Genomic DNA, 20,329 nt, shown 5'->3' with positions numbered 1-20,329 from the left:
CGGAGGTGCGCTCCGTTTTGTTCGATAATTTGGAACTATTACTCTGATTTTATTCGGATCGTTCGGATATTCTTGGTCGCGTAGAAAGTGCTCGCGACCTGATCGGACGCCGGACAACATTCTACGGAGATACTGACATGAACCGCATCGTCCTCCTGATGGCAACCGCTCTGGTCGCCATCAGCCCTATTCCCGCGCTTGCGCAAACTACGGCATCCGCGCAGAACCCGGTCACCGATTTCTCCGTCGGTCCGCAATATGACACCACCCATGTCTATGTCGCGCCGGAGGATTTCGACCGCTTCGTCGCGAGTTTCACCGCCATCTTTGGCGGCACCGCGAGCAAGCAGGGCGTGTTCCAGGTCACGCCGACAGATAGCAAGACGAAGTCGCAGCTCGCTTTGACCCCGGCCGGCACCGTTTCGGTCTTCGGCTTCGTCACCCCGATCCCGGTACCGTTCGGTGCTGAACGCACCGGCTATCTCGTGACCGACCTTGATGCGGCAGTCGCCTCCGCGATGCGGCACGGTGCGACGCGCCTCATCACCAGCTTTCCTGACCCCATTGGTCGCGATGTCGTGGTGCAGTGGGCAGGAGGCGTGAACATGCAGCTCTACTGGCACACCGCGAAACCCAACTATCCTGCCCTCGATACCGTGCCGGAGAACCGCATCTACCTGACCGCCGATGCGGCAGACCAGTTCGTAAGGCAGTGGAGCGGCTTCGCCCATGCGACGGTCACCTCCGACGAAAAGGCCGTGCCGGGCGCGGAGATCGGCCAGCCGGGCAAGAGCTATCGCCGTATCCGGATGACATCGGGCTATGGCAAGATGAGCGTGATCGTCTCGGACGGCCAACTTCCCTGGCCCTACGGCCGCGACATCACGGGTTATGAGGTGGGCGATCTGCCCGCGACGCTGGCCAAGGCAACAGCCGCTGGGGTCGAGACGCTGGTCCCCGCGCATGCTGAGGGGGATCGCCAGGCTGCGATTGTTCGTTTCCCCGGCGGCTACATCGCCGAGATCCATACGCCGGTGAAACCGTGACCGGCACGGATGAACCCCGCTTCGTCGATGCGATCCTCGGCTGGCGACCGACCTGGTTTCTAGCTCGCCTCGCGCTGGTAGGTGCCTATCTACTGGGTGGCGTCGTCAAGGCGACCGACTGGCCAGCGGCGGTCGCCGAACAGGCGCATTTCGGCATGAGCCCGCCTGCCTTTTGGGCTGCGCTGACCATCGGGATAGAGCTTGCCGGGCCGATCCTCATCCTGACCGGCCGCTTCGTCTGGCTGGGCGCGGGCATGCTGGGGGTCTTTACGCTGCTGGCTGCCTTCACCGCCAACGCCTTCTGGGAGATGCCGGCGGGGCAGGAGCGCTTCATGGCGACCAATGCCTTCTTCGAGCATGTGGGGCTGGTCGGCGGCTTCGTGCTGGTGGCACTCGTTGCCGAAAGGGATCGGCGACGTGCTTAGGAGCCTTATCGCGGCCGGGCTGCTGGCGGGAGCCGTCTCGGCACCTGCCAGCGCCCAGCAGCGCGAGGCATGGCAGGCCCCCACGCTCAGCATCACACGCTATGACGAGGACTGGTCCGATCTCGCCGATACGGAGAAACGCGCGCATCACTGGACCGGCCCGCTCAAATATATCCCGCTCGGCGGCGACAGTTGGTTGAGCACCGGCATCGAACTGCGCGCCCGCAACGAGAATTATCAGAATAATCTATGGGGCGGTGCGGGCGTGCCGGATGACAGCTATCTTTGGTTGCGCGCGCTGCCCTATGCCGATCTGCATGTGGGCAAGGTGCGAGCTTTCGTGCAGCCGATCCTGGCCTACGCGCTCGGCGTCTCCCCATCGGCCAGCCCGATAGATCAGACGCGGGCCGATCTGCTCCAGGGGTTCGGCGAGGTCGACCTCGGCCCGGTCACAGTGCGTGCCGGCCGCCAGATGCTATCGCTCGGCACCGAACGGTTGGTCGGGACGCGCTATGGCCCCAATGTCCCGCTCGCCTTCGATGGCGTGCGGGCAGACGTCACGGTCTGGCGTGCCAAGATCAGCCTGCTGAACATGCGGCCCGTCCAGCCCGGTCCCGGCAGCTTCGACGACGCAACCTCTCAAGACAAGGCGCTATGGGGCGCCTACGTCACGCTCCCGGAGCTGGACCTTTACTACCTCGGCTACCGTAACCGGCTTGCGCGTTTTGGCGGCCAGACAGGGCGTGAGGTCAGGCATAGCATCGGCCTGCGATCACACGGGGTTCGGGGTGACTGGCACTGGAATGTCGAGGGAGTGGCGCAGTTCGGTCATTTCGAGGGGCAGAGGATTTCGGCATGGACGCTGGGCATGGAGGTCGGCCATAGCTTTCCCGCGCTCACCTTCTCGCCGGATGCGACCCTACGCGTCAATATCGTGAGCGGCGATGGCAAGGCGGGCGACGGCAAGATCGGCACGTTCAACGCGCTCTTCCCCAAGGGGAAGTATTTCGGCGAGCTTTCGCCGGTCGGTCCGACCAATATCATCAGCGTCAATCCACGCATCAACGGTACGTTGGGTGGTGGTGTGTCAGTCAGCCTCGCCGGCATGGCGTACTGGCGGTACAGCATTGCGGACGGCGTGTACGACATACCCGGCAATCTGATCCGCGATGCAGGCGGCAGCCAGGCACGCTTCATTGGCCAGGAGGCCGAAGCGACGATCGCCTGGCAGGCGACGCCAGAGTGGGAATTGTCGGCATCCCTGTCCGCTTTCGCGCCGGGCGCCTTCATCCGTGAGACCGGTCCTGCCAAGACGATCACCATGCTGGGCATGGAAAGCAACTTTCGCTTTTGACTTTGCTATTCGATTTTATCGAAAGACAGGATCGATCTTATTCCACTGCATCGATGCGGCGACAGCGGCTAGACGTAAGTCATAGACATTCATGGAGACCGTCATGACCCTCGAAAAGCCCGCCGCATCGCCGCTTCCCTGGCTGTTACTGCTCCTCTCAGTGACGACGGGCCTTGTCGATGCAATATCGGTGCTGGGCCTGGGCAAGGTCTTCACGGCGAACATGACCGGCAACGTCGTCTTCCTCGGTTTCGCTGCCAGCGGCGCGCCGGGATTCAAGATCGCGCCTTATGTCTTTGCCATCGCGTCGTTCATGGTCGGCGCGCTGATTGCCGGCCGCGTCGGCAAGCACCATGCAGGCTCACCCCTTCGCTGCTGGTTGCTCATCGCCGCCTCCGTCGAAGCCGTCCTCCTCTGGATCGCTGCGGGTGTCGCAGTCGGGTTCGACGTGGCCACGCAAACCCCCGGATCGAGCGTGTATATCATCATCGCGTTGACCGGGCTCGCCATGGGCTTCCGCAATGCGACCATCCGCCGGTTGAAGGTTCCGGACCTCACCACGACCGTCCTCACGCTCACCATCACCGGTCTTGCGGCCGATTCCAGTGTTGCTGGCGGTGCCAACCCCAACTGGGCACGCCGCATCGGTAGCGTGGCCGCCATCTTCCTCGGCGCGACCATCGGCGCCTATCTCGTCACCCATGGCGGACTGGTTGCCCCGCTCATCCTCGCCGGCGGGCTGATCTTCGCGGGCACGATCGCCTGCATGCTTCACCCGGCCGCCGCCAAGCCCCTCTAATACTCCAGTGTGCGCTCGATCCTGCGGTCGGGCGCGAGCCAGAACAGCAGCACTGCTACATAGAGAATGATCGCCACCGGCCGAGCGAAGAATGCCGCGGGCACAGCGACGGCGTAGAGGGCAAGGCTGATCTTGCCCTTCCAATCGCGCCCGATGGCCTTCGCCACAGCCGACTGATGGCCATTGCAGGCGATGATCGACCGCTCGGTGAGTTCATAGCCAATCGCTGCCATTCCCAGCACGACGCCATAGGACGCCGTCGCCATCGCCGAGAAGCCGCTGGCATCGAGCCACCGGATGACGAAGGGGACAAGCGACAGCCAGAACAGCAGGAAGAGGTTCGCCCACAGGACGCGACCGTCAATGCGCTGGGTCGCCTGCATCAAGTGGTGGTGGTTATTCCAGTACAGGCCGACATTGATGAAGGACAGGACGTAGGCGAGCAGGATCGGCATGCTGTCCGATAGCGCCTCGAGCGTGCCTTCCTGCGGCACCTTCAACTCGAGCACCATGATCGTAATGATGATCGCGACCACGCCATCGGTGAAGGCCTCGAGTCGGCCCGACCGCATGCCGCGCTTCGGCCTGCCTGCGGCATGATCAGACATCACCCATACCCTCCAGTTCCTTGTCGTTCGCACCCAGCGCCACGAACTGATCAAGCAGCCAGGAGGCGGCAGGTCCCGGTGGCGCATCTCTGCGCCACACACCAGCGAAGCGATAGGTTCCGCCTATGTGATCCGGCATCACGAGACGGACCAAGGTGCCATCGACAAGGTCGGGCTCGATCATCGGCAGCGGCATGTTGCCCCACCCAATTCCCTCGCGCAGCAGCGCATGCTTGGCGCCTAAATCGGCTAGGCGCCAGGTCTTGGGACTCATCACCGAATAATCCTGCCCCTCGGTGAAGCGGGAGCGATCCGTCAGCACTAATTGGGTATGCTCGCGCCCGGCGCCGGGAGGAATGCGTTCCATCCGGCCAAGCGGATGATCGGGTGCGGCGACAGGCACCATCGGGACCGAACCAGCGGCAATGCACTCGACGCCCTCGACGCCGGCCGCCAATGGCCCGGAGATCCCGATCGCCGCGCCGCGATCCAGCACCATGGCCGTAATCGCGCCCAAAGCCTCAACATGCAGGCGAAGCTGGACCGTCGGAAACGCCGTCGCGAAATTGCGCAGGACCTTTCCCAGCCGCTCGGACGGCACCATGACGTCGACCGCCAGGTCGACCTCAGCCTCCAGCCCGTCGAGCAAGCCCTTCACTTTTGCCCGCAGTCCATCAAAGCCATGCGATATGCTGCGCGCCTCGGCGAGCAAGGCGCGGCCCTCAACCGTCAACTGGGGCTTCCGGGTACCCTCCCGATCGAACAGCGTCAGCCCGAGCTGCGCCTCCAGGTTGGCGATGCCATAGCTAATCACCGACACCGCGCGATTGAGCTTGCGCGCGGCAGCCGCGAAGCTGCCAAGATCGACGATGGTGAGGAAAATACGGATCTGGTCGAATGTCGGTGTGCCGGGTGAGTTCATTGTTCTACTTTCTCGAACGAATACACCGGCTTTATCTATCTGCATCGAAGTTCCCGCAAGGCGTAAATCAGTTCCAACGACAGCCTGACGCTGTTCGAAAGGAGACATCACATGATCGAAGTTCGCCCCTTCGCAGACCTTGGCGGAGCCAACCACGGCTGGCTCAATGCCAAGCATCACTTCTCTTTTGGCGGGTATCACGATCCGGCGCGCATGAACTGGGGCAACCTGCGTGTCTGGAACGACGACACGATCGCGCCCAATACCGGCTTCCCGCCGCATCCACACCGCGACATGGAGATCATCACCTATGTTCGCGAAGGCGCCATCACGCATGAAGACAGCCTGGGCAACAAGGGTCGGACCGAAGCTGGCGACGTTCAGGTTATGAGCGCCGGATCCGGCGTGCGCCATTCCGAATACAATCTCGAGGATGTCGCGACGAAAATCTTCCAGATCTGGATCGTGCCTACTCGGAATGGCGATGCACCAAGCTGGGGCGCCCGGCCGTTCCCAAAGGGCGATCGCGCCGGGCATTTCATCACGCTAGCCTCCGGCTACGAGAACGACAATGAGGCCCTGCCGATTCGCACAGACGCCCGCATCGTTGCCGCTTTCCTGAAGGCTGGAGAGAGCGTCGAATATCCGATCGGCAAGGACCGCAAGGCCTATTTGGTTCCCGCTACCGGGGCGATCAAGATCGACGAGGTACAGGTTAACGCCCGTGACGGTGCCGCGATCAAGGATGTCGATGTGATTCGCGTCACTGCATTGGAGGATAGCGAGATCGTCATGGTCGACGCTGCCTGAGGAAATTCTGGGAGGGCTGATCGCCCTCCCCATACTCCCGGTATCAAACCAGTTACATGGCTTGTGGGCTTCGGAGCGGCGGCGGTAATGATCAAGCTTGCAGCCCTCAATTGCAGGCTGCTCACCGCAGCGAGTCGCCGAATGCGCTTCACGCTAAAAGTTGGGTTACTGCAGAAGCGGTCGTTCAGGCCACTAAGCGAGAACGACCGCTTCGGTCCCAGTGCACGAACCCGTTCCGCGGGAATGTCGCTTGGGGTGACGTAGCGTAGTATTGGAGAGGCTTTGAGCGGGGCGGTGTCGCCTTGAGAGGGTGGAGTTCCTTCACCGTAGTTCATCATCAACTTTGCGGTCATCCCTTCAACATCCGGGAACAGCGCGGCGCTGATCGGGCAAAGAGGATCATCGATGCGGACACGCAGGAAATCTCGCGGCGGATCGGTCCGGGTCTGCTTCTCCCACGCCTCGCCGACAACCTGCCAACCGAGCATGACGCGGAACGCGGGGGAGTTATCGCTGACCTGGTTGTCATTGGGAACGAGGCGCAGCTTGCGCTGGATGGTGAGGGTTTCGATTTCGCCCTCCCATCCGCCCTGCTTCGACCGCTTGAACCGGCCGATTTCCCTGCGGCGGATCATGCCGCGGTTTCCTTGCGCGCCTTGGCGAAGGCCCGATCGCTGGCAAGGAAGGATTCGAGCATCGCGGGGATCAGGTCGGCGACCGTCGTGCCCTTGTCGTCATAGGATGTGCGATAGAGTTCCAGATAGGCGCGCAGGTCCGCGTCGAGGTCCGGTGTGACGGTGATCCCGATCTTGACCGGGGTGCGGTCGGGAAGCCTGGCGAGTTTGAGCATGAGGCGTCTCCTGTCAGCGCCCGCGCCTGTTGATTTCCACTGAGAAGTGACCCGGGTTTTCCATCGAGAAGTGACCCGTCTGCGGATTATGTTTCGGGTGTCATGGGCGGGTCAACCCGTGGTTTTCTCCTTTCGGTTCTGATCTGCTTGGCAGAGCTGTTTTTGAAGCGGAAGCTATCGTTGCCGGTCTCCAGGATGTGGCAATGATGGGTAAGCCGATCGAGAAGCGCCGTGGTCATTTTGGCGTCGCCGAACACGGTGGCCCATTCGCTGAAGCTGAGGTTTGTGGTGATGATGACGCTGGTGCGCTCGTAGAGTTTGCTCAGCAGATGGAAGAGCAGCGCGCCCCCTGAAGCACTGAACGGCAGATATCCAAGCTCATCCAGGATAACGAGATCAGAGTGCAGGAGGCGATTGGCGATCTGACCGGCCTTGCCCTGTGCTTTTTCCTGCTCGAGCGCATTGACCAGTTCGACCGTCGAGAAGAAGCGGACGCGCTTTCGATGATGTTCGATGGCCTGGATGCCCAGCGCCGTTGCCACATGGCTCTTGCCGGTGCCAGGACCGCCGACCAGCACGATATTGTCGGCGATGTCGATGAAGTCGCAGCGATGCAACTGACGCACCAGAGCTTCATTGACCTCGCTACTGGTAAAGTCGAAGCCGGCCAGATCGCGATAGACAGGGAAGCGCGCGATCTTAAGCTGATAGGCCACAGATCGAACCTCCCGTTCTGCTGTCTCGGCTTTGAGCAACTGGGAGAGGATCGGAATGGCGGCTTCGAAGGCTGGAGATCCCTGTTCCATGAGATCGGTGACGGCCTGCGCCATGCCATGCATCTTGAGGCTGCGGAGCATGACGACGATGGCGCCGCTGGCAGGGTCATGACGCATGACGCTTCTCCTTGCGCAGATCATCATAGCGTTCGACATTGGCCATCGGCTCGCTGACCAGCTTGAGCGCCTGGGGCGCCGTCACCGGCGGCGTGGAGATCGGTTTTCCGTCGACCAGCCTGTAGAGCAGATTGAGGATATGGGTCTTGGTCGGAACGCCAGCCTCCAGCGCCATGGTGACCGCCGTCAACACCAGTTGCTCATTATGATGAAGAACCAGCGCCAGTATTTCGACCATTTCCCTGTCGCCGCCAGGATTGCGCAACAGATGTCGCTGCAGACGCTGGAACGCATCGGGTAGCTCAAGGAAGGGCGCACCGTTGCGCAGGGCGCCGGGCTTGCGCTGCACGACCGCCAGATAATGGCGCCAGTTATAAACCGTATGACCTGGACCGTCGTGAGAGCGGTTGATGATGCGCTGATGCGTGCAGATTGGCTGTCCCTCGGCGACGACCTGGAAGCGATCAGGATAGACGCGCAGGCTGACAGTGCGATTGGCGAAAGAGGCCGGTACGCTGTAGCGATTGCGCTCAAAGTGGATGAGGCAGGTCGGCGATACCCGTTTGCGATATTCCACAAAACCATCGAAGGGCCTGCCTGAAGCGTCCCGGGTTTTCCGGAGGCTCCGAACTGTGAGAAGGAGCATCCGGTATGAGCAAGATGGGAAACAGATTTTCGCCTGAGGTCCGTGATCGAGCGGTGCGAATGGTTGGCGAGCACCGTGCGGATTACGGCTCGGAATGGGAGGCGATGAGTTCGATTGCCTCGAAGATCGGCTGCACGGCCGAGACGCTGCGCCGCTGGTGCCGCACGGAGGCAGGCCGACGGGCGGCACCAGCGGCGCAGGGTGTTGATGATAAGGCCCGGCTCAAGCTGCTGGAGCGCGAGGTCAAGGAGCTCCGTCGAGCCAACGAGATCCTTCGCAAGGCGTCGGCATATTTTGCGATGGCGGAGCTCGACCGCCGCGAGAGATGATGATGTCGTTCATCGACGTCCATCGCGAGGACCTGGGTATCGAGCCGATCTGCCGCGAACTGGCGATCGCCCCGTCCTCCTATCACGAACACGCGGCCCGTCTTGCCGATCCGGCGAAGCGTTCCGCCCGTGCGCGCCGGGATGACGACATGTGCGAGCAGATCCGGCGCGTTCACGAGGCCAGCTTCGGACTCTACGGCTCGCGCAAGGTCTGGCATCAGTTGCGGCGCGAGGGCCTTGATGTCGCCAAGTGCACGGTCGAGCGACTGATGCGTAGCATGCGGCTGGCCGGTATTCGTCGAGGGAAGAAGACGACCACGACCGTCAGCAATCCCAAGGCGCCATGCCCGCTCGACAAGGTGAACCGGGAGTTTCGTGTGGACCGGCCGAACGCCCTGTGGGTAGTCGATTTCACCTATGTCCACACCTGGGCAGGGTTCGTTTACGTGGCCTTCGTGATCGATGCCTATGCGCGGCGCATCGTGGGCTGGAAGGTCAGTACTTCAGCCACGGCCGGGTTCGTTCTGGATGCCCTTGAGCAGGCGATCCATGCGCGCAGACCCGGCCCGGATGACGGCTTGATCCACCACAGCGACAGGGGCGTGCAATACCTCGCCATGAACTACACCCAGCGCCTGGCGGAGGCCAACCTCGTGCCCTCGGTCGGCAGCGTCGGCGACAGTTACGACAATGCTTTGGCCGAGACGATCAATGGCCTTTACAAGGCCGAGGTCATCTGGCGCCAGCGGTCCTGGCCAAGCGCATCGGCGGTGGAAATGGCGACGCTGAGCTGGGTCGACTGGTACAACAACCATCGCCTTTTCGGCCCGCTCGGCTACATCCCACCCGCCGAGGCCGAAGCTAACTACTATGCGGCCATTGAGACCCTCGATATGGCTGCCTGAGTCAAACTGCACAGCCTCCAGAAAACCCGGGACGCTTCAGCCCGCAACCATCAGACACTCAGATTCATCGGCCCAGGCATTGGCAACCGATCCGGGTTCGATCCCGTGAGGGATGTCCTCCCATAACGCCTTGCAGCGCTCCTCCAGCCACAGGTTCAGCGCATCAAGGCTCTCGGCCTGCGGCGTTGGTTGCCACAGACGGTGCCGCGCATCCTGGACATTCTTCTCGACCTGCCCCTTTTCCCATCCCGCAGCCGGGTTACAGAACTCAGCTTCGAACAGATAGTGGCTGACCATCGTCAGGAAGCGTGCGTTGACGGTGCGTTTCTTGCCACGCCCGACCTTGTCGACGGCAGTGCGCATATTGTCATAGATACCCCGGCGCGGCACGCCGCCCAGCACGCGGAAGGCGTGATTATGGGCGTCGAACAGCATCTCATGGGTTTGCAGAAGGTAGGCACGCACGATGAATGCCCGGCTGTAACTGAGCTTGAAATGCGCGACCTGCAGCTTGGTCCGAACCCCGGCGATGATTGCCCAGTCCTCGCTCCAATCAAACTGAAAAGCTTCCCCCGGCGCGAACGATAGGGGCACGAATGTCCCACGCCCGCCAATCTGTTGCTGGCGCCGATAATCTTCGCGCCAGTCCCGAGCAAAAGCGGCAACCCGGTTGTAGGATCCTTCATAGCCCAGGCTCACCAGATCGGCGTGAAACTGCTTGATCGTGCGCTTCTGCTTGCGCGATCGGCCCATCTCGCGCCGCAGCCAGGCCGCCAGATGCTCAGCAAATGGGTCCAGTTTGCTTGGTCGATCGGGCACCTTGAACCGCGGATCGATCGTCTCGGACCGCAAATATTTGCGGATCGTGTTGCGTGATAGTCCGGTGCGCCGCGCTATCTCCCGGATCGGTAGATGATCGCGAAAATGCCAGCGCCGGATAACGCTTAATAACGCCATGTCCAACACTCCATATACCCTCGCTTGTCAAAGCCAGGGACGAGTTCAACATGGGTCAATTCTCAGTGGAAATTTACGCCCTACCCGGGTCACTTCTCAGTGGAAATCAACAGCCAGCACCGAATCGTTCAACGGATGCGACGCATGAAACGTCGCGATTATCGCATCGACCACGTGTAGTACGAGATACATGTCAGGGTCCTCTGTCTGCCAGATTGGTGCAGTAGATGTCTCTCATTGTATCTGGCTCTGCATGCGGTTGACGTGCGGCTAATATGCGGAACATGAGCGGAAATATGACCAATTTCAGTTTCGGTAAGGCACTCGGTGCTTTGATTCTTCAGAAGCGGCGGACTCAGGGGCTGTCGCAGATGCAATTGTCCGAAGATGCTTTCGGCACCCCAGCCAAAACGCGTCGGATCAGTGAGCTTGAGAACGGGCAGGTGGACAACCCGCATCCGACGACGATCGACCCGATTATCGTCGCGCTGGGCATCACGGACTCAGAAGTGGAGGAGTGCGCTCGCGCCACCAACAGACAAGTCGATCCCGATCTTGATCGCGCCTATCGCGAGGCGCGCAATCTCATCGACGCGCTCGCTTACCAGTTTGATCACGCAAGACCCGACGCATCTCTTTCTGATCTTGAAGATTTCCTCCGATCAAAAGCCAAGGAATGGCGTCAGTTGATCGCGCGCGTAGAGCTGATCGACGCCAGTAGCGACGAACTGGAAGGTCTAAAAACGGAGGTGAATGCTGCCTTAGCTGAGGGACAGTTCGAGAAGGTCGATGTGCTGCTCGCTCGTATCGAGGAGGGCTTCCAGCTTCAGCGCACGCTGGCCGAGATTTCTAAGCAGGCACAGATACGTGTCACGCGCGGCGACACCAGTTTAATGCAGGAGAATCCGGATCAAGCCCTCGACCATTATCTTCGAGCCGCTAATTTCTTCGAGCATTTCGACGAAGAAGGGATGATCGGTATCCTATACGACAATGCGCATAAGATGTATGAAAGTGGCCTCCGAACACTTCGGCCGCGTTTTCAGATTGGTATCCGATTACTTGAAGAAATGCTCGGCCTTGAAACTATCAAGAGCAATTCAATCCGGGAAAGCCGAACGCATTATCAACTCGGCCTGATCCTCCGAAATGCAGCCGGCCAAAAGTCTGGCGACGAACGCCGCAATCTAGTGCAACGCGCTATCGATCACTCGCGTAAAGCTGCCTCACAAACCGTGACGGCGGGGGACGCATTCCAAGTCGTGTCATCGATGAACGCTTTGGCAAACTGCTTACTCGACAAAGGCGTCTATGACGGCGATCTAGACGCGCTCAACGAGGCGCTTACAACCAATCGTTCCGCCAGACTGATTACCCTAGAAGAGGAAGGCGCCGCCCCTCTTCTCGCCCACGCCAGTAGTGGAATTGGCGCGATAATTCTCGCGATCGAGCGCTTGACCAACGATACACTTTCCGACGCGCGCATTGAAGAGGTAATTGGTCATTTTGATGAGGCGATCGACAGTGCCGCCAAACATTTTTGCATCGATATCTGGGGAGCCGCGCAAATCAATCGCGCTCGCCTATTCGAACGGCGCGCCCGCCAAGCCGACCGGCCAGAGCATGAGCGGGCGTTTCTGCGAATCCGCGCAATCGCAGATTACCAAGCAAGCATCGAGACATATCCTGAAACTGTTTTCCCCCTTCGTTATGCCCAAACACATTTCGAGCTCGCGAACATCATGTTTCAGCAGGGGCTCAATCCTGATCATCCCCAAGCCGAACATTATTTGTTCAGGGCCATCCAATCCTACGAAATCGCGGGTATAGTCTTCCAACAGGAAAAGCTGACGCTTAGTTGGGCGGATTGCCAAATGTATATTGGTTCGGTGTTTGCGCATCACGCTGATTTCGATGGCGGCCGAACGCGGCAACACGATTTGCCAAAGGCCATGGAATATTTCGAAGCGGCGCTGGAGGTTTTCCGAAAGGAAGACAGCAAATACGGACGTGAGCGATGCGAGCAGGCGCTTGCTCGGCTCAAATCCAACATGGCAGAAGGGCCTGATGATTGATCACAGATACACCTTAGAGCCAGCCAATGAGTCCGACCTGCCTGCTTGATGAATGAACGGTGGGTTTCAGGGATAGCATTGGGATCACTAAAGGTCCGCTATGTTGGCGCGAGCGGACGTCCGCCTGCTCCCGCACCATGGCAGGATTCGACGCTGTGGCACTCCGAACCCGACTGTCGCGAATGTCCCAATCATGACCATGCCAAGACGATCCGTGATGTTGACCGCCGTCAGATGGATTGCTCCTATACACGTTTATTGAAGGCGTGAGAGAGCCCATCGCAAAGCGATGGGTCCGGGGCATCTTGGGTAGGGCTCGGCGCGAGGCAGGGGCATCGCTACGCTATACCGATGGCTATGCGTTGCCCCTGCCTTTCCCAGCGGAGTCAGTCCAAATGGATTTGTGAGTCACTCTGTTCTGGAAGTCCGAGTCAATTTGAATGGAACCAGCAACTGCGCGACAGCTGCGGTAATCGCGGCGGGGTCCGCACTGTCGGCGCGGATCGCCGCGGCTTCGCTCCCTTGCCCGGCGATAGCCTCGACCAACGCCGTGGCCTGCTTTTCGCTGTTGGCATACGTAAAGCCGACGGCATAGCCGTCCTGCGCCAGTCGCTCGACGGCAGCGGCGCCGATGCCCCTTGATTCGCCAAAGACAAGGGCGGTTTTGGTAGCGAGTTCGATATTCATTGCAGGTCCTTTCTTGAAAATGATGCTCAGGAAGATCAGGGGATCAGCAGCAGCTTGCCGGTGGTCGCCCGGCTTTCCATGTCGCGGTGCGCACGGGCGGCATCCGCCAGCGGATAGATGCCGCCGATCCGGACCTTGAGATCACCGCTCACGACCCAATCGAACAGACGCGCGGCGTGCTCCCGAAGCAGTTCAGGGCTATGGATATGGTCGAAGAAAGTCGCGTAGCCGAGCTTGATGCTTCGCGGCAGGCTCATGATGTCGAGCGGGCCCGGGCCACCCAGGACGGGGCCGTACCAGCAGAGCGTACCGCTGCGACGCAGGGAATCGATTGATCCCTGAAACGTCGTCGGCCCGGATCCGTCGTAGACCACATGCACGCCTTCGCCGCCGGTCAGTGCCAGAACCTGCGAAGCGAAATCGCCTTCGGCGTCAACGATGACATGGTCCGCGCCCGCTTCCATGGCGATTGTCATCTTGTCGGCACTCGACACGCGGCCGATGACTTTCCCGCCGCGCATCTTGATGATCTGGGTCAGCAGCAGCCCAAGTCCCCCCGCCGCCGCATGGACGAGGGCAATTTCACCCGCTTGCACAGGGTGGAAATCGGTGGCGAAATGGCTGGCCGTGAGCCCCTGCATCATGATCGCGGCCGCCGTCCTGTCGTCCACTGTGTCAGGGATCGTCACAAGCGATGCCGCGGGCAGTAGGATCTTCCCTGCATAGCTGCCCGGCGCATAGACCCAGGCGACACGCTGGCCGATTGCCATGGAAACGTCGGGTCCTACCGCGATGATGCGTCCCGCGCCTTCCACGCCCAGGATCTTGGGGTTGGGCATCTCCGTCCAGGCCATGCCCTGGCGGACGCCGATATCCATGAAATTGACGCCCGCAGCGGCAATCCGAACAAGAACCTCGCCCGGACCGGGCGCCGGATGCGGTTCTGGTACATCCACCAGTTCGAGCACATCCGCACTTCCCGTTCCGGTCATCACAATCGCCTGCATGTCAGCTTCCTTTATTGAACAATCATTCTAAAACAGAGCAAATAAAAAGGCGCGCACGCATCTATCGCAAGGCGCGCAAGGCCAGATCGCCAAGCATACGCAAGTCTTCGTCACTTGCGCCGGCGCGCGCGGCAATCCGCAAACCCGAGAAGCTCATGACGATGAATGAGGCTATGGTATCGGGCGCCAAATCCGGCGCCACGTCACCCTCGGCCTGCGCCCGCGCTATGGTAGCGGTCAGGACCGTCCGCATGGCACGGTCGGCCGTGTCGCGGATTGCGACCAGTTCCGGCCGGCTACGGCCGAACTCGCAAATCGAGCCGACCCCCAGGCAGGCATCCCGGGCATTGGCGACGACGCGATCTACCATCGACTCTATGCCATCGAGAGCACGCGGCTTGCTTTGCAGCATGGCGACATGCTCGCCCGTTTCGTCGGCAGCATAACGGCGCAGGGCCATCTGGTAGAGCTGCCATTTGTCGCCAAACGTGTTGTAGAGACTTTGTCGCCCGATGCCCATCGCCTCGACCAGCATCCCGGCCGACGTGCCTTCAAAGCCATGTTCACGGAATACCGCCATGGCCGCGCTCAGCGCTTTATCCTGATCGAATTCCCTTGGTCTTGCCATGCTGTGCGAGATAGGTGTTATGGAACGATCAGTCAAGTATCATCGAAAGGATGCAACGAGGCCGCTGTCAGGCAGGTCTCAGTTCTCGCGCATGGCTGCGGACAAGATCGATGAAAAAGCGCAGTTTGGCGGGGACTTGGCGGCGCCCCGAATAGTAGAGGCACAAGGGCGGCTCCGCCGGCATCCAGTCTGCCAGAAGCCGGGTCAGCCGTCCTTCCTCGACGTGCGGCGCTACGGTTTGCTCCGCCAGGTAGGCCAGTCCCATGCCGTTCAGGGCCGCGTCGAGCATCAGCCTGCTGTCATCGACAATGAGGCGACCGGGCACATCCAGTTCGATCCGCCCGCCGTCTCGCACGAATTCCCAATGGTAGATGCGCCCGCTGCCCAGACGGTAGCGGATGCAGTCATGCGACAGCAGGTCGCGCGGGACGAGGGGCGGCGCACGGCCCTGCAGATAGGCCGGCGCGCCGACCACGACCAAACGAAGGTCCGGTATGATGGGAACCGCAATCATGTCCGGCGGAATGGCATCCAGCAGCCTGACGCCTGCATCGAAGCCCTTGCCGATGACATCGACCAGAGCGGCTTCGGTGACGATCTCCACCTGCATCCGGGCGAAACACTTCAGGTACTCCCGGATCAGCGGCTCCATTACGAAATGCCCGGCGCCAGCTGCCATGTTCAGCCGCAGCACGCCGGACGGCTCGCCGACGTGCTCTCCGGCATTTTCGATCGCGCCGTCGATCGCAGCAAGGGCGGGGAGGATTTCCTCCAGGAACTGCGCTCCCGCCGCCGTCAGCACGACGCTGCGGGTGGTGCGGTTGAACAGCCGCACGTTCATGCGCTCTTCCAGCGCGGCGATCGCGTGGCTCAATCCGGAGGAGGAAACCTCCAACTCGCGCGCGGCGGCGCGGAAGCCGCCTCTGCGCGCGACCGTGGCGAAGGCTTCCAGCTCGGCAAAACTGGGTTTCGGCATTGCGCAATATCTTTCATCAGCCTGTCTCCGATTGCGCTTCTAATCGGATCATGAGCCGTGCGCCATATCGTCGATGACGAATGGAGACGACAATGCGCAATATCGACAGGATCTACATCGACGGTGCCTTCGTGACGCCGCACGGCAACCGATGCCTCGACCTTTTCAATCCGGCGACCGAAGCCAAGATAGGCACGGTACGACTGGGAGACGCGGAGGACCTGCGCATCGCGGTAGCGGCTGCGAAGCGGGCTTTTCCGGCCATGGCCCGCACCTCGAAGGCGGAGCGGATCGCCATGCTGCACCGCCTGCGCGACGCGGTGAAGGCTGGCAGTGCCGACCTCGTCGCCGCGATGACCGAGGAATACGGCGCGCCGGCCTATTTCATCGCCTTCTCCGTGCAGAACACCGCCTCGGTCTTTGAAGTGATGGCCGCTTCGGTCGAGAGTTATGCCTTCGAGCGGACGGCGGGTTCTAGCGCGGTGACGATGCTGCCGCTGGGCGTCGTCGGCGCGATCACGCCGTGGAACAGCAACTTCGGCTTCATTGCCACCAAGCTGGCCCATGCTATCGGTTCGGGATCGACCATCGTTATCAAGCCGGCCGAGCAGAGTGCGATCCAGACGCAGGTGCTGCTGGAATGCCTGCACGAAGCGGGGCTGCCGAGGGGCGTGCTCAACGTCGTGAACGGCACCGGGCCGGAGGTCGGCGCAGCGCTGACCGCGCATCCCGATGTGGCGCTGATCACCTTCACCGGATCGACCCCGGCGGCCAGGATCATCCAGCGCAGCGCCCTCGATACGATGAAGCGGCTGGTGCTGGAACTGGGGGGAAAGAGCCCGACCATCGTGCTCGACGATGCCGATCTGGACGCCGCTGTCCCCGTCGCGCTAATGAGCGGTTTCGCCAACAGCGGCCAGGCCTGCGTTGCGGGTTCGCGCATTCTGGTGCCCCGTTCCCGGGAGGCGGAAATCACCGCGAGACTGAAACTGGAGGCGGAACGGCTCAGGGTCGGCGCCCCAGCCGACCCGGAAGTGCGCATCGGTCCACTGGCCAACGCCGCGCATTGGGAGCGCGTGCAGTCATACATCCGGCTTGGGCAAGAAGAAGGCGCGACGCTCCTGACCGGCGGCGAGGGGCGGCCCCAGGGGCTGGACAAAGGCTGGTTCGCCAAGCCGACGATCTTCACCGACGTGACGAACACCATGCGTATCGCCCGCGAGGAAATCTTCGGCCCGGTCCTGAGCGTCATCGCTTATGACGACGAAGACGATGCCGTGGCAATCGCCAACGATTCCGACTTCGGATTGCAGGCTTACGTCCTGTCCTCGGACGAGGATCGCGCGATACGGGTCGCGCGGCATCTCGTAGCCGGACGCGTCGTCATCAACGGCGCGCCGCATGATCCCCACGCGCCATTCGGCGGTTTCAGGCGATCCGGCCTTGGGCGCGAGATCGGGGCCTATGGCCTCGACGCATTCCTTGAACCGCGCGCGATCCTGAAGCCGGCCCGGTGAATACTCCGGTGCCTGGATCGTCACCGGAAGCGCGGGCAGGCTTGGCCGCGCTGCTCACGAACCACCAGGACTGATCAAACATGCATCCCCGCCCGGTCGGCAGCAACGCGCATCTCCCAGGCGCAAGCGCCCTGCGATCGGGCGACGGCTGCCGCCTCATCCAGCAGGGCAAGAGCGTCATCCACAGCGCCCGCGGCACTGGCGATGGCAGCCTTGACCCTGAGCAGTTCGGCCAGCGCAATACCTTCGCCGATGTCCATGCACCTTGCGATCGCAGTGTCCACGACCCGGCGCGCATCGGCCAGCCTGCCCACGGCGGTCAATGCCCGCGCCAGAGCAAGCGAGAACCGCGTCGTGAGCAGTTCATACCGTGCTTCGTGCAACTGCTGGAGGCTGTCCTCCAGCAGTTGCACCGCCTCGGCATGACGCCCCAATTCGAGCGCCAGTTCGCCCTCGAAGCCCTGTGCGACGGCGATGTAGGGAGCCAGAGTATTGGTTTGCGCGCAATCGCGCAGGATGGGCAGCGTCTCGCGAGCGCGGGCAAACTCGCCCATCCACAGGTCGATCGACATCGAACAGATGAGTGCGATGCAATGCGTGACCGGATGGTCGAGAGCGACCGCCTCGACCACTGTCCGCTCCGCCAGACGCCGCGCCGCCTCCGGCTCGCCCGACAGGCAGAGCACACGGGCCAGCGCGATACTGGTGCGGTTGCGATGATCGAAGCCGTGCGCGACCGAGCGGCTGCCCTGCGCGGCGGAACTATGCTCCAGCGCCCGTTCCAGATCACGGCGCGCGCAGATCTGGTCGCCTACCTGGTAATGCGAGATGCCCGAAAGCGAGTAGGCGATGGCGAGCGCCTCCGGGTCAGCGAGCGCCTGTGCAACGGCGATGGCTTGCTCGGCACAGGCCATCGTCAGGGCATAGTCGCCGACGTGCTCATGGAAGATGTGCAGCCGCGCCAGGATGCCCAGGCTGCTGCGATGATCTTCCATCAGGGTCGCCACATCGAGTGCGCGAGTCAGCGCCTTGCCTGCCTCCGGGCTGTTGCCGTGCGCGAACATCAGGGCGATGCCCAGCGAGGCCTGCAATTCCAGTTCCACCGGCGTGCCGCGCTGGCTCGGCTCCAGCGCGGCGATCGCGCGGGTCGCCCAGGCACGACATTCGACAAGGTGTGAGAGGTTGAGGAACACCGGCATGCTCGCCACAGCAAGCCGCACCGCGAGGCCGATGTCGCCATCCGGTCCGAAGCTCCAGTCCAGTGCGCTGCGGATGTTGCCGAGTTGCGGCCGCAGTGCGCGGGCGTCCTGGAGTGCGGAGCTGTCCTGCGCGGCGATGGCTTCCAGTTCCGACACGAAGAACATGGCATGGCGGCGAGTGGTCGCGCGATGATCGTCGGGGCCGCGTGCCGCCAGCTTCTCGCGCGCATAGGCACGGGTCATTTCCAGCAGCCGGTACGTGCCCGCCCCGCGAACGCGATTGGCGGAGATCAGCGATTTGGCGGCAAGTTCGTCCAGCGCGATGGCCGCTTCATCGAACCCTAGCGCGACATCCGTCACCACATCCAGCACGCCATCCACCGAAAACGGGCCGACGAAGACCGCCAGCCTTTCGAGCACGATCCGCTCTTTCGCGGAGAGCAGATCGTAGCTCCAGTCCAGCGTCGCGCGCAGGGTCTGCTGGCGCGGCTGCGCGGTGCGGCGGCCCGACCACGCAAGACTGAACCGCTGACCGATTTGCCGCGCAGTGGCGGCAATGCCGTGTGTAGCGGCGCGCACTGCGGCAAGTTCGATCGGCAAGGCCATGCCGTCCAATCGCTGGCAGATTTCCGCGATCAGACGGACCTCGTCCCCGTCGATTTCCCAGGCGCTGTCGGCAGCGCGGGCGCGTTCGCTGAACAGTTGGATGGCGGGGTATGCCAGCAGCTGGTCGCGCGTAAGTGTCTCCACGTCCAGCGGATAATCCAGCGCATCCAGCCGATGGACGTGCTCACCGCGAACCCGCAGCGGCTCACGCGAAGTTGCGACGATGCGGACGTGCGGGGCCTTTTCGACAATGCGCTCAGCGATCCGTGCGGCTTCGTCGATCACATGTTCACAATTGTCGAGCAGAAGCAGGAACGGGTCACTGCCGAAATGGCCGAGGATCGCCGCAGCCGGATCGCCGCTCTGCACCGAGATGCCCATTGCCCCCGCGATCATCGGCGGGACCAGCGCCGGGTTCTCCAGCATGCTGAAATCAACGAAGGTCGCCCTGCCGTTGAACTGCGCGGTCAGCCGATGCCCGATCTCGATCATGAGCGAGGTCTTGCCGACGCCGGCAGGGCCGACGACGGTGAACAGCGGAATGTCGGCGACGCGGGCAATCAGCAGATCGAGGTCCCGTTCGCGGCCGATCAGGTGCGGCAGCGGCGGAGGGATATTGGTTGTCCCGCCGACCTGCGGCTCGGGCGACGCCGGTCTGGTGGCGGCATGATCCGGCAGCGGCGGTTCCAGTCCAAGCCGCTCCACCGGAGCTACGAAGGCATAACCCACCCCTACCTGCGTGGCGATGAAGCGCGCATCGCCACCGTCCGAACCTTCGCCCAGCAGCTTGCGCAGGCCGGCCATATGGAATCGCAGGCTGCCGTCCTCCACGACGACGTCAGGCCAGACGCGCTTCATCAGTTCGCGCTTGGACAGGACGCGCCCCGGTTGCTCTATCAGCGCCATGAGAAGATCGAACGCACGGCCGCCGATCTCCAGCGGCTGGGAGTCCCGCGTCAGGAGGCGTTTGCCGGGATGAACGCAGAAACGCCCGAAGGACATCCGTTCCCCCAGTCCCTGACTCTCGAAATCCGCCACTATGCCGATCTGCCCCAATACCACGCGCTACCCTGCCGCAAGGAGGCAAGAT

General features: G+C 62.0%; 17 protein-coding genes, 3 pseudogenes and 1 other annotated feature. Of the genes and pseudogenes, 8 read left to right on the top strand and 12 right to left on the bottom strand.

The annotated features are described in order from the left end of the window. Window positions 1-137: 137 nt before the first annotated feature. From MOK15_RS20860 to MOK15_RS20845, 4 genes are all read left to right on the top strand, one after another. The gene (locus MOK15_RS20860; protein WP_242933590.1) at window positions 138-1,046 is read left to right on the top strand and encodes a glyoxalase; all 909 of its coding nucleotides are present in this window, start codon (window positions 138-140) and stop codon (window positions 1,044-1,046) included. Then, window positions 1,043-1,471 carry a DoxX family protein gene (locus MOK15_RS20855; RefSeq protein ID WP_242933589.1) on the top strand — a complete coding sequence of 143 codons (429 nt, stop codon included), beginning with the start codon at window positions 1,043-1,045 and terminating at the stop codon, window positions 1,469-1,471. Before MOK15_RS20860 ends, MOK15_RS20855 begins: the two co-directional genes overlap by 4 nt. Continuing rightward, window positions 1,464-2,825 carry an alginate export family protein gene (locus tag MOK15_RS20850; RefSeq protein ID WP_242933588.1) on the top strand — a complete coding sequence of 454 codons (1,362 nt, stop codon included), beginning with the start codon at window positions 1,464-1,466 and terminating at the stop codon, window positions 2,823-2,825. The genes MOK15_RS20855 and MOK15_RS20850 overlap by 8 nt, the downstream gene beginning before the upstream one ends. 103 nt (window positions 2,826-2,928) lie before the next feature. Next, window positions 2,929-3,624, top strand: coding sequence for a YoaK family protein (locus tag MOK15_RS20845; RefSeq protein WP_242933587.1), 696 nt, complete (start codon window positions 2,929-2,931; stop codon window positions 3,622-3,624). Here the strand turns inward: MOK15_RS20845 and MOK15_RS20840 are convergent. Continuing rightward, window positions 3,621-4,232 carry a TMEM175 family protein gene (locus tag MOK15_RS20840; protein ID WP_242933586.1) on the bottom strand — a complete coding sequence of 204 codons (612 nt, stop codon included), beginning with the start codon at window positions 4,230-4,232 and terminating at the stop codon, window positions 3,621-3,623. The two genes, MOK15_RS20845 and MOK15_RS20840, sit on opposite strands and share 4 nt — an antisense overlap. Continuing rightward, on the bottom strand, window positions 4,225-5,154 hold the full coding sequence (locus MOK15_RS20835; RefSeq protein WP_242933802.1) for a LysR family transcriptional regulator: 930 nt from the start codon (window positions 5,152-5,154) through the stop codon (window positions 4,225-4,227). Before MOK15_RS20835 ends, MOK15_RS20840 begins: the two co-directional genes overlap by 8 nt. Before the next feature lie 111 nt (window positions 5,155-5,265). Here MOK15_RS20835 and MOK15_RS20830 point away from each other — a divergent pair, with 111 nt between their 5' ends. Beyond that, window positions 5,266-5,964: a pirin family protein gene (locus MOK15_RS20830; protein WP_242933585.1), complete on the top strand. Its 699-nt coding sequence runs from the start codon at window positions 5,266-5,268 to the stop codon at window positions 5,962-5,964. Between the two features lie 347 nt (window positions 5,965-6,311). Here the strand turns inward: MOK15_RS20830 and MOK15_RS20825 are convergent. The 4 genes and pseudogenes from MOK15_RS20825 to MOK15_RS20810 all read right to left on the bottom strand — a co-directional run. Continuing rightward, window positions 6,312-6,599, bottom strand: a pseudogene (locus MOK15_RS20825) (DUF736 domain-containing protein); the annotation flags it as partial. After that, window positions 6,596-6,814 carry a DUF2274 domain-containing protein gene (locus tag MOK15_RS20820; RefSeq protein WP_242933584.1) on the bottom strand — a complete coding sequence of 73 codons (219 nt, stop codon included), beginning with the start codon at window positions 6,812-6,814 and terminating at the stop codon, window positions 6,596-6,598. The gene MOK15_RS20820 and the pseudogene MOK15_RS20825, both read right to left, overlap by 4 nt. An 86-nt stretch (window positions 6,815-6,900) precedes the next feature. Next, window positions 6,901-7,707 (bottom strand): IS21-like element helper ATPase IstB, encoded by an 807-nt coding sequence (gene istB / locus MOK15_RS20815; RefSeq protein WP_242930106.1) that lies wholly within the window; start codon window positions 7,705-7,707, stop codon window positions 6,901-6,903. Beyond that, a pseudogene (locus MOK15_RS20810) lies at window positions 7,697-8,305 on the bottom strand (IS21 family transposase); the annotation flags it as partial. The pseudogene MOK15_RS20810 and the gene istB, both read right to left, overlap by 11 nt. A gap of 53 nt (window positions 8,306-8,358) precedes the next feature. Between MOK15_RS20810 and MOK15_RS20805 the strand changes: the two are divergent. Beyond that, window positions 8,359-9,587 (top strand): IS3 family transposase gene (locus MOK15_RS20805; RefSeq protein ID WP_242931456.1). Its coding sequence is split into 2 segments (ribosomal slippage): window positions 8,359-8,647 and window positions 8,647-9,587, totalling 1,230 coding nucleotides; the frame shifts between segments, so codons are not numbered across the junction. Then, window positions 8,640-8,754, top strand: a sequence feature (AL1L pseudoknot). (Overlaps the previous gene by 115 nt.) A gap of 48 nt (window positions 9,588-9,635) precedes the next feature. Here the strand turns inward: MOK15_RS20805 and istA are convergent. Then, window positions 9,636-10,544: pseudogene (istA, locus tag MOK15_RS20800) on the bottom strand (IS21 family transposase); the annotation flags it as partial. Window positions 10,545-10,840: 296 nt separating this feature from the next. Here istA and MOK15_RS20795 point away from each other — a divergent pair. Beyond that, window positions 10,841-12,619: a helix-turn-helix transcriptional regulator gene (locus tag MOK15_RS20795; protein ID WP_242933583.1), complete on the top strand. Its 1,779-nt coding sequence runs from the start codon at window positions 10,841-10,843 to the stop codon at window positions 12,617-12,619. Window positions 12,620-13,027: 408 nt separating this feature from the next. Here the strand turns inward: MOK15_RS20795 and MOK15_RS20790 are convergent, their stop codons facing one another. From MOK15_RS20790 to MOK15_RS20775, 4 genes are all read right to left on the bottom strand, one after another. Next, the gene (locus MOK15_RS20790) at window positions 13,028-13,306 is read right to left on the bottom strand and encodes an SDR family NAD(P)-dependent oxidoreductase (RefSeq protein WP_242933582.1); all 279 of its coding nucleotides are present in this window, start codon (window positions 13,304-13,306) and stop codon (window positions 13,028-13,030) included. Between the two features lie 35 nt (window positions 13,307-13,341). Beyond that, on the bottom strand, window positions 13,342-14,313 hold the full coding sequence (locus tag MOK15_RS20785; protein WP_242933581.1) for a quinone oxidoreductase: 972 nt from the start codon (window positions 14,311-14,313) through the stop codon (window positions 13,342-13,344). Between the two features lie 61 nt (window positions 14,314-14,374). Then, window positions 14,375-14,941: a TetR/AcrR family transcriptional regulator gene (locus MOK15_RS20780; protein ID WP_242933580.1), complete on the bottom strand. Its 567-nt coding sequence runs from the start codon at window positions 14,939-14,941 to the stop codon at window positions 14,375-14,377. A gap of 67 nt (window positions 14,942-15,008) precedes the next feature. Next, the gene (locus MOK15_RS20775; protein ID WP_242933579.1) at window positions 15,009-15,917 is read right to left on the bottom strand and encodes a LysR family transcriptional regulator; all 909 of its coding nucleotides are present in this window, start codon (window positions 15,915-15,917) and stop codon (window positions 15,009-15,011) included. A 92-nt stretch (window positions 15,918-16,009) separates the two neighbouring features. Here MOK15_RS20775 and MOK15_RS20770 point away from each other — a divergent pair, with 92 nt between their 5' ends. Then, entirely contained in the window at window positions 16,010-17,434 is a 1,425-nt protein-coding gene (locus MOK15_RS20770; RefSeq protein WP_242933578.1) for an aldehyde dehydrogenase family protein, read from the top strand. Between the two features lie 74 nt (window positions 17,435-17,508). Here MOK15_RS20770 and MOK15_RS20765 read toward each other — a convergent pair whose 3' ends face one another. Then, window positions 17,509-20,301: a winged helix-turn-helix domain-containing protein gene (locus MOK15_RS20765; RefSeq protein ID WP_242933577.1), complete on the bottom strand. Its 2,793-nt coding sequence runs from the start codon at window positions 20,299-20,301 to the stop codon at window positions 17,509-17,511. Window positions 20,302-20,329: the final 28 nt, after the last annotated feature.

Source organism: Sphingobium sp. BYY-5 (assembly GCF_022758885.1).
Lineage (GTDB): Bacteria > Pseudomonadota > Alphaproteobacteria > Sphingomonadales > Sphingomonadaceae > Sphingobium.
The sequence above is the reverse complement of the archived record's forward strand: the minus strand, read 5'-3'. Positions and strand labels throughout refer to the sequence as shown.

Bases quoted from the DNA above. Each gene is read 5' to 3' on its own strand.
- MOK15_RS20860 (WP_242933590.1), top strand. From the start codon at position 138: ATGAACCGCATCGTCCTCCTGATGGCAACCGCTCTGGTCGCCATCAGC.
- MOK15_RS20845 (WP_242933587.1), top strand. From the start codon at position 2,929: ATGACCCTCGAAAAGCCCGCCGCATCGCCGCTTCCCTGGCTGTTACTG.
- MOK15_RS20840 (WP_242933586.1), bottom strand. From the start codon at position 4,232: ATGTCTGATCATGCCGCAGGCAGGCCGAAGCGCGGCATGCGGTCGGGC.
- MOK15_RS20835 (WP_242933802.1), bottom strand. From the start codon at position 5,154: ATGAACTCACCCGGCACACCGACATTCGACCAGATCCGTATTTTCCTC.
- MOK15_RS20830 (WP_242933585.1), top strand. From the start codon at position 5,266: ATGATCGAAGTTCGCCCCTTCGCAGACCTTGGCGGAGCCAACCACGGC.
- MOK15_RS20820 (WP_242933584.1), bottom strand. From the start codon at position 6,814: ATGCTCAAACTCGCCAGGCTTCCCGACCGCACCCCGGTCAAGATCGGG.
- istB (WP_242930106.1), bottom strand. From the start codon at position 7,707: ATGCGTCATGACCCTGCCAGCGGCGCCATCGTCGTCATGCTCCGCAGC.
- MOK15_RS20795 (WP_242933583.1), top strand. From the start codon at position 10,841: ATGACCAATTTCAGTTTCGGTAAGGCACTCGGTGCTTTGATTCTTCAG.
- MOK15_RS20790 (WP_242933582.1), bottom strand. From the start codon at position 13,306: ATGAATATCGAACTCGCTACCAAAACCGCCCTTGTCTTTGGCGAATCA.
- MOK15_RS20785 (WP_242933581.1), bottom strand. From the start codon at position 14,313: ATGCAGGCGATTGTGATGACCGGAACGGGAAGTGCGGATGTGCTCGAA.
- MOK15_RS20780 (WP_242933580.1), bottom strand. From the start codon at position 14,941: ATGGCAAGACCAAGGGAATTCGATCAGGATAAAGCGCTGAGCGCGGCC.
- MOK15_RS20775 (WP_242933579.1), bottom strand. From the start codon at position 15,917: ATGCCGAAACCCAGTTTTGCCGAGCTGGAAGCCTTCGCCACGGTCGCG.
- MOK15_RS20770 (WP_242933578.1), top strand. From the start codon at position 16,010: ATGCGCAATATCGACAGGATCTACATCGACGGTGCCTTCGTGACGCCG.